A 14,785-nucleotide genomic window follows, 5' to 3' on the forward strand; every position below is an offset into this window, starting at 1 on the left:
GCCTCAACAACATCGTTCAGATCGTTTGCAATAGACATAAAAAATCCGGAACCAGTGATTGGTTCCGGATTGTCCTACAGCAGAAGGATCGGTCAATGGATCCTTAACTGATCAGCATTGCCGCATCGGCGGGGCTTTTTTGTGGGCGGTTGCAGGCGGCGCGATCAGGGGCGGGCCGAGGGCTTGGCATAGGGTTGCAGCACCAGCCCCAGCAGGCGATGGAGGTGGGCGAGTTGCTCGATGAGATGGAGATTGAGCCAGAGGTAGCCGCCAAGGGTGGGGTCGTGTCCCTGGCCTGGCGCCTGGCTTGCGTCCCCATCGAGCCTGGCGGCGGCGGCTTGCAGGCGGCCGATGGCCTGGTCGGCCGCCGTGGTATCGCCGCTCTTGAGCATGAGGGCGAGTTCGGTGAGCACCGACTCCGTCGCCTGCTGGCAGGCGCGAAGCCCCGGGTGGCTCTGCATCAGGAAGTGGCTCTGGCGATCCCGCCAATAGGTGTTGGCCAGCATCTCCAGGGTGCAGACGCTGTTGCGAAGGGTGGTCTGGGTCGCCTCGAACAGCGGGCTGCCAAGGCGGGTCTCCTTGACCGCCGGGGCCAGCAGGGGGCGCAGGCTGACTATTTTGGCGAGCAGGCGGGCATGGCTTCGGGTGAGCTTGGGGCGCTCCAGCACGTTGGGGGAGAGGTGGGTGTGGTAGAGCCGCCCGGCCTGCTGCAGGGTGTCGTGCATCTGCAGACGCCAGTGGGTATAGGCCCGCTGGGGGTAGATGCTGCAAAACAGCAGGGCCAGCACCGACCCCAGGATGACGTCGCCGCTGCGCCAGATCGCGGTCTCGATGTCCCCGGGCACCCCGCCGACGATGACCCCCAGGGTGATGCCGATGAGCAGCCCCACATAGGGGCGCTTGCCGAGCGCCAGGTAGCCGCACAGGAACATGATGGCGCAGCACCAGGCCAGCATGAGAGGCAGGGAGTAGAGCTCCAGATAGAGGGCCACCACCCCGCAGGCGGCGCCAAAGACGGTGCCCACCACCCGTTGCAGGGCGCGCGACAGCACGTTGCCCCAGAACGAGATGGGGCCCATCACCACCACCAGGGTGATGAGGGGCCAGGTGCTCTCCGGCAGCTTGAGCTCCCGGGTCAGCAGGAAGGTGAGGGTGAAGGCCAGGGCGATGCGCAGGCCGTGGACCAGGCGGTAGCGGCCATAGATGAGCAGATCGAAGCGGGAGAGCGGGGCATTGAGGCGCAAGGGCGTTCTCTATATCTCGGGTCAGGGGTGTGAGGATAGCAAGGAGGACGGCATTCGCCTTGACCTGCGTCGTTTCTCCGGTTCATGGGGGCGCACCTGTCGGCAGGCGCACCATGACCCGCTCGCCGGGGGGAAGGGCCGCGCTACCCGGCGCCCGTTCGATGCGGCAGTTGGCACTGTCGTGGCCCCCATCCACCGGGCGCACCAGCAGGGTGCCCGCCTCGTCCTGACTGAGCAAGCCGGGCACAACGCCCTGCTCTGCCGATGGGGGCAGGGCCGCCAGCAGCCGGGCGCAGAGGCGAAGGGGCGGCGGGGCCTGACGGGGGGCGTGCAGGGGCAACCGGGCGCAGATGAAGTCGGCGATGGCCTCCAGATCCTCGAAGGGGAACCGGGGCAGGGTCGTGGCCTGGGGGGCGTCGCTCACGAGGGCGACGATGTCAGGATCATCGGGGAAGAGCAGGGGCCGGCCGATGGCGGCGCGATACAGCTCCACCTTGGGAAAGCGCCTGTGCTTGAACCCCTCGACCAACAGCAGATCCAGGGCGCTCGCATCGAAGCGGGCCAGCAGCGCCTCGAAGGGGGGCTCCCCCTCCGGGGTCTCCCGGATCAGGGCGTGGCGCCGGTCGGAGGCCGCCATCACCTGGGTGGCGCCCGCCTGGCGCAGGCGGTGGCTGTCCTTGCCGGGCTGGTCTATGTCAAAGGCGTGGTGGGTGTGCTTGAGCACCCCGAGGCGCAGACCGCGGGCCACCAGGCGCGGGATGAGGCGCTCCAGCAGGGTGGTCTTGCCGGTGCCGCTCCAGGCGACGAAGCCGAGCAGGGGCAGGGGGCTCATGGCGCGCCCCTTTCCCGCAGCCTCGTCTCCCAGGCGGCGAGTTCGGCCGGGCTGTTGAGGTTGACGAAGGCGTCGGGCAGATCGGCAAAGGGCACCACCGCCATCCGGTGGCGGGCAAACCAGGCCCCGGTCTTGCGCTCCCCGTCCGCCAGCGCCTGGCTCAGGGAGGGGCGCAGGGCGCGGCGCAGCAGGGCGACCACGGGCTGGAGGTGCTCCCCGTCGTGGGCCACCACCAGATCGGTGTCCGGGGTGATGGCGGCGAGAAAGCGGGTCATCAGATCAAGGGGCAGGGCGGGGCCGTCACAGGGGACGAACAGCACCCAGTCGTGACGGGCCGCCGTCAGCCCCGCCAGCATGCCGGCCAGCGGCCCCTGGAAGTCGGCCTGCGCATCTCCGATGACGGGAGCAAGCTGCCGGTAGCGAGCCTGGCTGCGGTTGGCGTTGATCAGCACCTCGTCCACCTGGGGGCGCAGGCGGGTCAGCACGTGTTCGATCAGGGGAGTGCCCGCGAGGGGCACCCAGCCCTTGTCATCGCCCCCCATGCGGGTGGCGCGACCGCCCGCTAGGATGACGCCGCTGACGAGAAAAACGGGGGAAGAGGAAGGGGTCATGGTGCTCCGTTGCTCGCAAAGGGATGCCCACAGGGGCGTGTCGGGATCTTGCGCCAAGGCGGGCGCGGGAGCAACCTTCGGCTGCCCCGGCAAAGGCGCCTTTGGCCGCAGGGTTTGTCCAAGCTCACAAAACCGGATCGGCAAACGTCATATGATCCCCAGCATTCTGAGTCTTGCTCTCCTGCCTGATGGCAACTTCATGTAAATCAAAGAGAATGACTATGGCTACCGGACAATATCTGCTGTGGAAAGATGCACAGGGTCACGATTTTCGCCCCGTTGCGCTGACGGGCACCAATCTGCTCAACGATCGCAACCTCAACAAGGGTACCGCCTTCACCGAACAGGAGCGGGCTGATTTTGAGCTGGGCGGCCTCTTGCCGCCCCAGGTGCAGACCTTCGAAGCCCAGCTGGAGCGGGTCTATGAGGCCTTCCTGAGCGCTTGCAGCGACATCGAGAAGTACCAGAACCTGCGAGCCTTGCAGGATCGCAACGAAACCCTGTTCTACGCCCTCCTGTCCCGCCACGTGGAGGAGATGACTCCCTACATCTACACCCCGACCGTGGGCAAGGCGTGCCAGGAGTTCAGCCACCGCTTCCAGAAGCCGCGCGGCCTCTACATCACCCCGAAGAACGTCGATGACATGGGCTCCCTCGCCCGCCACATGGATGCCAAGGCGGTGCGCATCATCGTCGTGACCGACAGCCAGGGGATCCTCGGCATCGGCGATCAGGGGGTGGGGGGTATGGGCATTCCCATCGGCAAGCTCGCCCTCTATACCCTGGGGGCGGGCATCCACCCCGCCTGCTGCCTGCCCATCGCGCTGGACGTGGGCACCGACAACCAGGCGCTGCTGGATGACCCCATGTACCTGGGGCAGCCCCACAGGCGCATTCGCGGCAAGGAGTACGACGACTTCATCGACAAGTTCGTGGCCGGGGTCAAGCGCCACTTCCCCAACGCCGTGTTGCAGTGGGAGGACTTCAGCAAGTCCAACGCCTTCAACAACCTGGCCCGCTACCAGCAGGCGCTGCCGTCGTTCAACGACGACATCCAGGGCACCGGGGCCGTGGTGCTGGCGGGCATCATAGGGGCCGTCAAATCCAAGGGGGAAACCCTGGGCCAGCAGCACTACCTGGTCTACGGGGCCGGGGCTGGCGGGGTCGGGGTGGCGGATCAGATCTGCGCGGGGATGATCCGTGAGGGGCTTGACCCGCAGGCGGCGCGGGATCGCATCTACATCCTGGATACCCAGGGGCTGGTGTGTGACAACCGCGAGGGGCTGGATGAGTACAAGCGCCGCTACGCCAAGCCGGGCCTCTTGCTGGCCCAGTGGGATCTGCAGGGCAAGGCGGGGCTGACCGAGGTGCTGCGCCACGTGCCCATCACAGTGCTGCTCGGCACCAGCGGCGCCGGTGGCGCCTTCCAGGAGGAGCACATCCGGCTGATGCTGACCCACTGCGAGCGCCCCATGGTGTTCCCCCTCTCCAACCCCACCGCCAACTGCGAGGCCCTGCCGGAAGACATCTTCCGCTGGAGCCAGGGGCGCGCCATCGTCGCCACCGGCAGCCCGTTCAAGGACGTGCACCATGAGGGGCAGGATTATCGCATCGGTCAGGGCAACAACGTCTTCATCTTCCCCGGCGTGGGGCTGGCGGCCATCGTCAGCCAGATCCGCGAGATAAGCCCGGACATCTTCACCACCGCCGCCTTTGCGCTCGCGGAGTGCGTGAGCGAGGCGGATCTCGCCCGGGGCACCGTCTACCCGAGGATCAGCGAGCTGCGCAACATCTCGGTGCACGTGGCGACCGCAGTGCTCAAGGATATCGTGCGCCGCGACCCCTCCCACCCGCTCATCGGTCAGGATCTGCAAGAGCACATCCTGAGCCATATGTGGGAGCCGGTCTACCTGCCCTATCGCCGGGTCTGAGGTGCGACCTGCCGCACGTGTCGCGGGCATGACGATGCCATAGAAACAGAGAGGGTGGCCCAGGCCACCCTCTCTGTTTTCCGCCCTGCTGTGTGTGCGGGGCAGGACGCCGCCACCTATTGAGCGGGCGGGGGCACCAGGCGGTCATCGACGCTGCCATCGCCCCGAAGCTTGTTGCCATTGGCATCGACGGCGTCCACGCCGTTGTCGTCCACGCTGCCATCGCCCCGAAGCTTGTTGCCATTGGCGTCGACGGCGTCCACGCCGTTGTCGTCCACGCTGCCATCGCCCCGAAGCTTGTTGCCATTGGCATCGACGGCGTCCACACCGTTGTCGTCCACGCTGCCATCGCCTCGAAGCTTGTTGCCATTGGCGTCGACGGCGTCCACACCGTTGTCGTCCACGCTGCCATCACCTCGAAGCTTGTTGCCATTGGCGTCGACGGCGTCCACACCGTTGTCGTCCACCCGGCCACCGGCATGACGCTCCCCGCCTGCATGTTTGTCGCCACCGCCGTGGCGATCGCCGCCAGCGTGCTGGTCGCCACCGGCATGTTCGCCCTGACCACGGTCATCGCCGCCGTGGCCGCTGTCGTCCCCGCCATTGTTTCCGTTATGGCTACTATCGCCTCCATTTCCGCTATTGTTTCCACTGTGGCTACTATTGCCCCCACCGCCGCTGTTGCTGCCTCCGCCGCCGCTGTTGCTGCCCCCGCCGCCGCTGTTGCTGCCCCCACCGCCGCTGTTGCCGCCTCCGCTACCACTGTTGCCGCCGCCATCCCCCCCTTTGTTGTGCACGATCAGCCCATTGGCCACATAGCTGTGGCTGCCATCGAGGATCAGGTTGAACAGCGCCGTGGCGGGCGGGGCATCAACCCAGAAGAGGGAGGCCACCGGCAGTTCGACAGGGTGCGGCGCCAGCGCCAGGTTGCCCGCGCTGCCCCCCTCTGACCAACCCAGCAGGTGCATGCCGGTAAAGAGCGGCAGCACGGCGAGGGCCGGGTTTTCGGTGCGGGTCATGGCCGGTGCGATGGCCGCCCAGCCCCGGGTGGTGAGGAAGGGGTGCTCGGCGGTAAAGAAGGGGGGCAGATGATTGAGCCCGTAGAGCCTGCGCGCCCCCAGCGCCACCCGCTCGATGGCCTGGATGCGGTTGCTCTGCCCATGCCTGTCCCGCACCCGATCGCCGACCCGCAGGGTCTCGATGGGGCGTTCGCTGCCATCGGCCATCAGGATGCGGGTACCGGCAATGAAGCAGGACTTGGCATGGGCCTGGTTTGCCTGCCATTGGTGGTGGTCGAAGTCATAGCTCAGCGGGGTGGCGAACAGGGCCAGGGCGATGGCCGAACCCAGCAGCAGCCGGCGCTGGCTGGGTTTGAACGAGGGCAGTGACATGGGGAACTCCTTGTCGGTGTGGGGTCACGCCTTCGAGTATAGAGAGGGGGTTGGGGGGATATCTGCGTCGACCAGTTGAAAGCCTTGTCATGTCAACTCGCCGGAAAAACGATTGGCGTTGGCCATAAAAGTGCGTAAAATCGCATCCTCGATGCTTGTAGCAGCGAATCCCGCCTAAAAAGCCAGTTTCATGCCCTCCCCAAGCAGTAAAAGGCAACAAATGACGCCATTTGGTCCGTTGGCTGCCTTGAAAACGTCTTGTGATGACTGAAAAGTGTCAAATATCCCTGTCAGTTATCAAAAAATTAAGGATACCCATGTTTTCCTTGGTCAAGCAAAGCGTCGCCGGGCTGCAAATTCTGTTTGTCGCCTTCGGTGCCATGGTGCTGGTGCCCCTGCTCACCGGTCTGAACCCCTCCATGGCCCTGCTTGGCGCCGGTGTAGGCACCCTGCTGTTCCAGCTCTGCACCCGTCGTCAGGTGCCGATCTTCCTCGGCTCCAGCTTCGCCTTCATCGCCCCCATCATCTATGCCACCCAGACCTGGGGCCTGCCCTCCACCATGTTCGGTCTGTTTGCCGCGGGCTTCATGTATTTCATCCTGGCGGCCATCATCCGCGCTCGTGGCATGGGCTTCGTGCACAAGCTGCTGCCCCCCGTGGTCATCGGTCCCGTCATCATGGTGATCGGCCTGTCGGTGGCCCAGGTAGCCTGCAACATGGCCATGGGCCGTGCCGGCGGTGAGCAGGTGGTGCCTGCCACCACGGCGCTGACCCTGGCGGGCATCTCGCTGGCGGTCACCCTGATTGCCGCCGTGTTCTGCAAGGGCTGGATCAAGCTCATCCCCATCCTGTGCGGTGTCATCGCCGGTTATGTCTCTGCCGTGCTGATGGGCCAGGTGAGTTTCGATGGCATGGTCAACGCCCCCTGGCTGGCGCTGCCCCATTTCGAGACCCCGGAGATCAACTGGGCCGCGGCCCTCTTCATGCTGCCGGTGGCCATCGCCCCCTGCATCGAGCACATCGGCGGCGTGCTCGCCATCGGCGGGGTGACCGGCAAGGACTACACCAAGGATCCGGGCCTGCACCGCACCCTGGCCGGTGACGGCATCGGCGTCTGCTTCGCCGGTTTCATCGGTGGTCCCCCCGTCACCACCTATGCGGAAGTGACCGGTGCCGTGATGATCACCCGCAACTTCAACCCGGTCACCATGACCTGGGCGGCGGTGTTCGCCATCATTCTGGCCTTCTTCGGCAAGTTCAACGCCCTGCTCACCTCCATCCCCATGCCGGTGATGGGCGGCATCATGCTGCTGCTGTTCGGATCCATCGCCGCCATCGGTCTCAAGACCCTGGTGGAGTCCAAGGTGGATCTGGGGCTGTCCCGCAACATCGCCATCGTGGCGGTGACCCTGACCGTGGGTGTCGGCGCCCTGGAGATGAAGATTGGCGACTTCGCCCTGGCGGGTGTGGGGCTGGCCTCGGTGGCGGCCATCCTGCTGAACCTCATCCTGCCCCAGCACTCTGAAACGGGTGCCATGGAGAGCGCCAAGGATTAAGCGCCTGGCTTGCTGTACGTTGAGATGATGAAAAAGAGGCCACCTTCGGGTGGCCTCTCTTTTTTTGCCTGCCTACCACTGAACCCGGGCTCCCCATGTGAAGCGGCTACACTCAGGAGCACCATTGACGGGAGAGGACGAAAGGATGAAGAGGGCATGGATCCTGGCTCTGCTGGGGCTGATGGGGAGCGGCGCGGCCGAGGCCGGTGCGGTGCGCTACGAGGTCGAAGGCAAGCCGTTCGAGGGCTATTACCTGGCGGGTACCGACAAGGATGCCCCTCTGGTGGTGCTGGTGCACGACTGGGACGGGCTCAACGGTTACGAGATCAAGCGGGCCGAGATGCTGGTGGCCCTGGGCTACAGTGTCTTTGCCGTAGATTTGTTCGGTGCCGGGGTCAGGCCGGGCACGGTGGAAGACAAGAAGCGCCTCACCGGGGCCCTTTATCAGGACAGGACCAGGATGCGCACCCTGCTGCAAGGGGGATTGGCGGAGGCGGGCAGGCAGGGGGGGCGGCTCGACAATGCGGTGGCCCTCGGTTACTGCTTTGGCGGCGCCGCCGTGCTGGAGCTGGCCCGCAGCGGGGCGGATCTCAAAGGGGTGGTGAGCGTACACGGCGGGCTGGAGACCCCGGCCGGGCAGGACTACAAAGAGGTGAAGGGACAGTTGCTTGTCCAGCACGGCAGCGCCGACGAGGCGGTCTCTCTGGGTCAGTTTGCGGCGCTGGTGGCCGAGCTGGAGAGCGCCGGGGTGAAGCACGAGGCGACCAGCTACAGCGGTGCCCCCCACGCGTTCAGCGTCTTTGGCTCGGACAACTACCGCGCCGATGCCGATGCCAAGTCCTGGCAGCGTTTCACCGGTTTCCTGAAGGAGGTGACCGGCTCCTGAGGGGGCCGGCTCACGCAGGCCATGGCAGTGCCATGGCTCTTTTTATGCCCGTTTTTCGCCATCTCAGGGGAGGGCGAGCACCCTCACCCACATGGCCCCCTTGCCCACCTCGCTCCGTGGGCTCGGGGTGAGCTGGCCGCTTTCGGGGTCGATGGCATGCAGTGCCACCTCATGGGATTGCTGCCCGGTCGCGATGAGCCAGTGGCCGCTGTGGTCGATGGCAAAGCCCCGGGGACAGGCCTCGGTCGGGAAGTGGCCGAGGGGGGTGAGGGCGCCATCTTGGGGGGAGACGCCGAACAGGGTGAGCAGGCTGCTGGCCCGTTCGCTGGTGTAGAGAAAACGTCCATCCGGGGTCAGGTGCAGGTCGGCGCCCCAGCGCTCCCCCTCATAGCCTGGGGGCAGCATGTCCAGGCTCTCGCGCGCCACTATCTGTCCGTCCGCCTCCCTGTGGTAGCGATTGAGGGTGGCATCGAGTTCGTTGAGGCAATAGAGATCGCCGTTGTCCGGGTGCAGGGCCAGATGGCGGGGCCCGGCGCCGGGGGCGGTGTGAATGTCCCCCAAGGGATGGGGAACCAGCTTCTCGTCCACCAGGGCATAGCGGCGCACCCTATCCTCCTTCAGGCAGGCCACCAGCAGCTCCTGCTCCCCGTTTTGCCCCGCAAGCCAGGTGACCGAGTGGGCCGCCATCAGGTGGTCGAGACGCTGGTGAGGGGGCTGCATCCGGCCCGCCTGATCCTGGCGGGAGACGGTGACGTGGTTGAAGGCGTAGGAGGCGGCAAAGAAGAGGCGGCCGCTGTCGTCCGTGCAGGTGTGGGAGGCGCTGCCGAGCAGCGGCGCCGAGGTCGGGGCCCCGAGCCGCCCATCGGCGGCGATGGGGAAACTCAGCACCCGAAAATCGGGGCGCACCCCCGCATGGAGCCAGCGCCGGTCGGGGCTGATGACCAGGGGCTGCACCTCGCCGCCGGTCTGCACTTCCTGCAGCGGGGCGAGGGTGCCTGCTTCGAGGCGAAACACATGGATCAACCCGCTCACCGGGTTGGCCACATAGACCACTTGTTGCATTGCATCTCCTTTGCGACGGCCATCCGTCGGGTCAAGGGAAAGGGGAGTCCCGGCGTCTCAGGCGGGGATCAGGATCTCGCGAATGACGGGCACCACTGACAGTACCAGCAGGGCCGCCATCACCTGGTTGAAGCGGCGACGGGCAAGATCGTTTGCCAGCCAGCGCTTGAGCAGGGAACCGCACAGGAGCCAGAGTCCGACGCAGGGGAAAGAGACGATGAAGAAGGTCAGGGCGATGACGAGGTGCTGCTCAAAGGGGTCGCTCCCCGCGCTGGTGAAGGCGGCGATGGCGCCGGTGGCAACCACCCAGGCCTTGGCATTGACCCACTGGAACAGGGCACCCTTGAAAAAGCCGAACGGGTGGGTCCCGTTGCTGTCAGCCATCCCGTCCGTCGGGCGGGCGATGAGCCAGGCAAGATAGAGCAGATAGAGGGTGCCCGCGCACTTGATGAACATGTGGAGTTCGGGGAAGCGGGTAAAGAGCTGGCCAAAGCCCAGCCCCACCAGCAACAGCATCAGGGTAAAGCCGACGCAGATCCCCATGAGCAGGGGCAGGCTCTTGCGTATCCCGACGCTGGCGCCGGCGCTCATCACCATGATGTTGTTGGGGCCGGGGGTGACCGATGCCGAGATGGCAAAGAGCACCACGGCGTAGAGAGAGTCCATTGGGTTCCTCGTGCAGACAGTCCGTTGTCTTCCCTATATTGGGGGCGATCTGCGCTTTCCAAGGCGGGGGGCGGGCAGAAAAAAACAGGCCCCGTGACGGGGCCTGTGAAGTGGGCGGGATCAGACGGGCTGGTTCCCTGCCGGCGGCAGCGCCGGGCGGGATTCCACCTTCTGTTCGTCTCCCTGCATGTTCTTGATGTAGACGTCCATCTGGTTGAACGCGATCTCGATGCCATGCTCGCGGAACAGCACGTCGATGCGGCGGTTCAGCTCGTCGATGGCCGGGTTGCGATCCCCCAGCTCGCTCACGAAGAAGCGCAGCTCGTGATCCAGGGTGCTGGGCCCGAAGGTGAGGAAGTAGACGATGGGGGCCGGGTCTTTCAGCACCCGGCTGTTCTCCATGGCGGCCTGCATCAACAGCTTGCGGGTCAGATCCAGATCCGAGCCATAGGCCACCCCGACCCGGGCGATGACCCGGGTGACGGTGTCGGACAGGGACCAGTTGATGAGCCGCTCTATCATCAGCTGCTGGTTCGGGATGATCACCTCCTTGCGGTCGAAGTCGGTGAGGGTGGTGGAGCGGATCCTGATCTTGTTGACCGTGCCCGAGATGGTGCCGATGGTGACGGTGTCGCCGATCCGCACCGGGCGCTCGAACAGGATGATGATGCCCGAGATGAAGTTGGAGACGATCTGCTGCATGCCGAAACCGATACCGACCGAGAGACCGGCGGCCAGCCACTGCAGCTTCTCCCACTGGACCCCCAGCATGGCCAGCGCCGTCAGGCTGCCCACCCCGATCAGGGCGTAGTTGAGCATGGTGGTGAAGGCGTAGGCCGTGCCCTGGGCGAGGCGCAGCTTGGAGAGCACCAGCACCTCCAGCAGGCCCGGCAGGTTGCGGGCCAGCGACAGAGCCGCACCAAACACGAACAGGCCGGTCAGCACGTCGCTCAGGCTGATGGGATAGAGCACGGCGTTGGCTCCGGTCCCCTCGCTCTTGTGCCACAGCACCACGCTGTCGAGGTAGGTGAAGACCGCCACCAGATCAGACCAGAGCCAGTAGAAGGCGACGCCGAACACCAGCAGCAGCATGATGCGGGTCAGACGCAGGGACTGCTGGCTGACCTCTTCCAGATCCATGGGCTGCTCTTCGATGGCTTCGCCCCCTTCCGCATCCTCCTGGGTCTTGTGTTCCCGCTTGGCGACCGCGCGGCGATAGGCCAGACGACGGGCCGCTAGCTCAAGACCACGCAGGGCGGTGCGATAGACCAGACCCCAGATGATGATGAGGTAGAAGGACTCGATGAGCCTGCCGGTGAGTTTCAGAGCCGTGTAGTAGTAGCCAAGGGCTGCCAGCACCATCAGGGCCACCGGCGCCAGCGCCAGGGCGACGGCGGTCAGGGTCTGCAACATGCTCGCCTCGCCCTTGATGCGGGCGCGGGAGATGGGCAGCACCAGGTAGGCGGTCAGCCCCAGCAGCAGCATGGTCATGCCCTGGCCGATGACGTCGTTGCCAAGGGAGGAGGGCTCCACCACCGCCTTGGTCGACAGCATGATGAGGGGCAGCAGGGGCAGCCAGAGGTAGCGCATGCTGTTGCGCTTGGCCTGCAGCTCGTCCCGCGGCATGCGGAAGTGGGTCTCGCCGATGCCCCCCGGTCGCATCACCGACAGGTAGACGCTGAACACCAGGTAGCCGAGGGCCAGGTTCAGGGTGATCTGGAAGATGAGTCTCGGGCTCAGCAGACCGCAATAGGCGAGCAGCAGGCCGGCGGCCAGGATGAAGAGGGTGCCCGGCAGGCGTTGCAGCACGGTGAACAGCAGGGCACGGGGGGTGTGCCACTGGCTGTCCTGACGAAAACGTCCCAGATCCTTGACGATCTTCTTCTGGCGCTCGAGCAGGGTGCCGCGCTTCCACAGCAGCAGGCCGCCCACCAGCAGCAGCGGCAGGGAGAGCAGGGAGACCGCCAGTAGCATGTCGCCCCAGCCGCTCCAGTCCGGTTTCAGCACCCAGTCGGAGGCCTGCTTGAAGGCCTGGGCCGGCCAGGTGATGAACCACTTGGCATCGATGGGCTTGTTGCTGCTCACCCAGAAGATGTGCTGCTGCAGGGTGAACTCGATGGAGGCATAGACCCGGGTCAGCTGCTGCTGGGTCAGTTGCAGGCTGATGGCGTTGGTGAGCTGGGCATCCATCTGGCGGTTGAGCTGATCCAGCAGGCCGATGCGGGTGTCGATGAGCTTGGCAAGGCTGGCCCTGTCTTCGTCGCTCACCGTCTCGCCGCTGCTGGCGATGAGGTTGTCCAGATACTGGTTCTTCTGGAACAGCTGGTCACGCTGCTGGCTCAGTTCGAACTGGGCCAGGTGCAGGTCGGCGATCTGCTCCTCCAGGTTCTTCACCAGGGTGGAGGGGGCCGCTTCCAGTTGCTGGTAGAGCTGATAGAGGATGCGCGAGAGCAGCAGGTTGCCCTTGAGCATCTGCACCTGTTCATTGAGGTTGCGCTCGGTCTGGGTGCCGCGCTCCAGCATGCTCTTCGCCTGCAGGTTCTTCTGGGCCAGGGTGTTGAGGCTGTTGGTGGAGCTGATGAGTTGCTGGCTGAGCTGGTAGTTGAGCTCCTGCTCTTTTTGCACCAGGGGGTTGTCCTCGGCGGCCACCAGTTCGCCGGTCTCTTCGGCGGTCTTCTCGGTGTCCCCCAGGCGCTTGGCGCTGCTCTGCTCCTGCAATGCCTGCAGTTTCTGCTCTTCACTGGCGAGACGGGCACTCTGGTAGTCCCGTTGCTTGACCACCAGATCCTGCATGCTGGTGCGGTTGTCCAGCTCCTTTTGCAGGTTGGCCAGTTGCAGATCCAGCAGGGCCAGTTCGGCATTAAGCTTCATTTTCTCGGCGCTGCTCACCCCGTCCCCGGCGTTGAGGCGGGTGCGGATCTCCTGGCTGCGCTGATAGGCGCGGCTCATGCTGGCCTGGGCCCGCTCCGGCAGGGTCTGCAGGTTGGTGATCTGGCTGCCGATGGTGCCAAGGGCCTCCTGGGCCGCCTGCATGTTGGCCATGATCTCGGGTTGGCGGGCATCGAGCTCCGCCAGGCTCATGGTGGCGTATTCGCTCTTGAGCTGCTCCGGGCTCTTGCCCTGGGTCAGGGCGTCGAGCTTGGCGCCGATCTCCTTGAGCTCTGCCGGCAGGGTGCGCAGGCGTTCGCTCTGGGTTTTGGCCTTGCTCTTCTCCTTGTCGATGCTGTCGAGGAGGGAGAGGGTGTCAGTCAGGAACTTCTGGTCCGCCTGCTGGCTGGCCGTGGGGGTGTCCGATTTGCCGAGGGCGTCGAGCGCCCGCTGCACGGTGGCGCGCTGGGGCAGATCCTGCGCCAGGGTGCTCGGGGTCCAGAAGGTGATGAGTAAACAGAGCAGCGGCAGCAGGGTGGCCGAGGCTCTTTTGAAGCGTGTTGAGAGCATAAAGCGTCCGGGTGATTATGCGATGTTCGGGGGATTTTCCACCAGGGTAAAATCCGCGTGGATTCTAGCACCGGCGCAAGAGGGGCAGCAGGGGGAGAGATAAAAAAAAACGGCGCCCACAGGCGCCGCTTTCATCGGTTCAGGACTGATTACAGTACGTGAACGGAGGCGGTGTTGGTGGTACCGCTCGGTACCAGGGCACCGGAGACCATGACAACCACGTCACCCTTCACGCCCATGCCGATTTCCAGCGCGGCTTCTTTGCCGATGCGATAGAAGTCGTCGGTGGAGGCGATGGAGTCAACCACGTGAGCAACCACACCCTTGGTCAGCACCAGCTGGGCAGCGGTCTTCTTGTTGGTGGTGATGGCCAGGATCCAGGCTTTCGGGAAGTATTTGCGAATGGCCTTGGCAGACTTGCCGCCTTCGGTGGCAACCACGATCAGCGGGGCGTCCAGCTTCTCGGAGGTCTCTACCGCGCCTTTGCAGACCGCTTCGGTGATGCGCAGCTTGTTGCTGTCGTTGGCAGCAGACAGGTTGGACGGCATCACGGCATCGGTACGCTCGCAGATGGTGGCCATGATGGTCACGGCTTCCAGCGGGTACTTGCCCTTGGCGGACTCACCGGACAGCATGACTGCGTCGGTACCGTCCAGGATTGCGTTGGCCACGTCGCCGGCTTCGGCGCGGGTCGGACGCGGGTTCTTGATCATGGAGTCCAGCATCTGGGTGGCGGTGATGACCACTTTGCGCGCTTTGTTGCACTTCTCGATGATCATCTTCTGGGCGAAGATCACTTCTTCTACCGGGATCTCGACACCCATGTCGCCACGGGCAACCATGATGCCGTCGGAGACAGCCAGGATCTCGTCGAAGTTGTCCAGGCCTTCCTGGTTTTCGATCTTGGAGATGATCTGGATGTTCTCGCCGCCGTGGGCTTTCAGGTGCTCACGGATTTCCAGCACGTCTTCTTTCTTGCGAATGAAGGAGGCAGCAACGAAATCAACGCCTTGCTCGCAACCGAAGATGAGGTCGCGCTTGTCTTTTTCGGCCAGGGCCGGCAGCTTGATGGAGACGCCCGGCAGGTTGATGCCCTTGTTCTCGCCCAGGTCACCGTTGTTGAGCACTTTACAGATCACTTCGCGCTCGGTGATTTCGATGACGTCCA

General features: G+C 64.9%; 10 protein-coding genes and 1 pseudogene. 3 read left to right on the forward strand and 8 right to left on the reverse strand.

The window, feature by feature from the left end; translation table 11 throughout:
- Positions 1-164: 164 nt before the first annotated feature.
- The 3 genes and pseudogenes from ACNPAA_RS18960 to mobA form a co-directional block, all read right to left on the reverse strand.
- Positions 165-1,244, reverse strand: a complete 1,080-nt coding sequence (locus tag ACNPAA_RS18960; RefSeq protein ID WP_052814934.1) for an FUSC family protein — start codon at positions 1,242-1,244, stop codon at positions 165-167.
- 346 nt (positions 1,245-1,590) lie between these two features.
- Positions 1,591-2,076: pseudogene (mobB, locus tag ACNPAA_RS18965) on the reverse strand (molybdopterin-guanine dinucleotide biosynthesis protein B); the annotation flags it as partial.
- On the reverse strand, positions 2,073-2,687 hold the full coding sequence (gene mobA / locus ACNPAA_RS18970; protein WP_052816381.1) for a molybdenum cofactor guanylyltransferase MobA: 615 nt from the start codon (positions 2,685-2,687) through the stop codon (positions 2,073-2,075). The pseudogene mobB and the gene mobA, both read right to left, overlap by 4 nt.
- 221 nt (positions 2,688-2,908) lie before the next feature.
- On the opposite strand from mobA, the gene ACNPAA_RS18975 reads away from it, so the two are divergent.
- Positions 2,909-4,618, forward strand: a complete 1,710-nt coding sequence (locus tag ACNPAA_RS18975; RefSeq protein ID WP_223918320.1) for an NAD-dependent malic enzyme — start codon at positions 2,909-2,911, stop codon at positions 4,616-4,618.
- Positions 4,619-4,734: 116 nt separating this feature from the next.
- Here the strand turns inward: ACNPAA_RS18975 and ACNPAA_RS18980 are convergent, their stop codons facing one another.
- Positions 4,735-6,009 carry a Hint domain-containing protein gene (locus tag ACNPAA_RS18980; RefSeq protein WP_279977246.1) on the reverse strand — a complete coding sequence of 425 codons (1,275 nt, stop codon included), beginning with the start codon at positions 6,007-6,009 and terminating at the stop codon, positions 4,735-4,737.
- Positions 6,010-6,326: 317 nt separating this feature from the next.
- Here ACNPAA_RS18980 and ACNPAA_RS18985 point away from each other — a divergent pair, with 317 nt between their 5' ends.
- Together ACNPAA_RS18985 and ACNPAA_RS18990 are read left to right on the forward strand one after the other, a co-directional pair.
- The gene (locus ACNPAA_RS18985) at positions 6,327-7,565 is read left to right on the forward strand and encodes a uracil-xanthine permease family protein (protein WP_041213272.1); all 1,239 of its coding nucleotides are present in this window, start codon (positions 6,327-6,329) and stop codon (positions 7,563-7,565) included.
- 145 nt (positions 7,566-7,710) lie between these two features.
- A complete protein-coding gene (locus ACNPAA_RS18990; protein WP_053288262.1) occupies positions 7,711-8,451 on the forward strand; it encodes a dienelactone hydrolase family protein in 741 nt (246 codons plus the stop codon).
- Between the two features lie 63 nt (positions 8,452-8,514).
- On the opposite strand, the gene ACNPAA_RS18995 is transcribed toward ACNPAA_RS18990, so the two are convergent.
- The 4 genes from ACNPAA_RS18995 to pyk form a co-directional block, all read right to left on the reverse strand.
- Entirely contained in the window at positions 8,515-9,513 is a 999-nt protein-coding gene (locus tag ACNPAA_RS18995) for a beta-propeller fold lactonase family protein (protein WP_053288263.1), read from the reverse strand.
- 57 nt (positions 9,514-9,570) lie between these two features.
- Positions 9,571-10,179, reverse strand: a complete 609-nt coding sequence (locus ACNPAA_RS19000; protein WP_053288264.1) for a LysE family translocator — start codon at positions 10,177-10,179, stop codon at positions 9,571-9,573.
- Between the two features lie 120 nt (positions 10,180-10,299).
- A complete protein-coding gene (mscK, locus tag ACNPAA_RS19005) occupies positions 10,300-13,617 on the reverse strand; it encodes a mechanosensitive channel MscK (protein ID WP_053288265.1) in 3,318 nt (1,105 codons plus the stop codon).
- A gap of 149 nt (positions 13,618-13,766) precedes the next feature.
- Positions 13,767-14,785 (reverse strand): pyruvate kinase (gene pyk / locus ACNPAA_RS19010; protein ID WP_417891949.1); only part of this gene is annotated, 1,019 nt, incomplete at its 5' end.

The sequence above is a fragment of the Aeromonas sp. PS2Canimalfood6 genome (assembly GCF_048276795.1).
Taxonomy (GTDB): Bacteria; Pseudomonadota; Gammaproteobacteria; order Enterobacterales; family Aeromonadaceae; genus Aeromonas; species Aeromonas caviae.

Bases quoted from the DNA above. Each gene is read 5' to 3' on its own strand.
- mobA (WP_052816381.1), bottom strand. From the start codon at position 2,687: ATGACCCCTTCCTCTTCCCCCGTTTTTCTCGTCAGCGGCGTCATCCTA.
- ACNPAA_RS18975 (WP_223918320.1), top strand. From the start codon at position 2,909: ATGGCTACCGGACAATATCTGCTGTGGAAAGATGCACAGGGTCACGAT.
- ACNPAA_RS18980 (WP_279977246.1), bottom strand. From the start codon at position 6,009: ATGTCACTGCCCTCGTTCAAACCCAGCCAGCGCCGGCTGCTGCTGGGT.
- ACNPAA_RS18985 (WP_041213272.1), top strand. From the start codon at position 6,327: ATGTTTTCCTTGGTCAAGCAAAGCGTCGCCGGGCTGCAAATTCTGTTT.
- ACNPAA_RS18990 (WP_053288262.1), top strand. From the start codon at position 7,711: ATGAAGAGGGCATGGATCCTGGCTCTGCTGGGGCTGATGGGGAGCGGC.
- ACNPAA_RS18995 (WP_053288263.1), bottom strand. From the start codon at position 9,513: ATGCAACAAGTGGTCTATGTGGCCAACCCGGTGAGCGGGTTGATCCAT.
- ACNPAA_RS19000 (WP_053288264.1), bottom strand. From the start codon at position 10,179: ATGGACTCTCTCTACGCCGTGGTGCTCTTTGCCATCTCGGCATCGGTC.
- mscK (WP_053288265.1), bottom strand. From the start codon at position 13,617: ATGCTCTCAACACGCTTCAAAAGAGCCTCGGCCACCCTGCTGCCGCTG.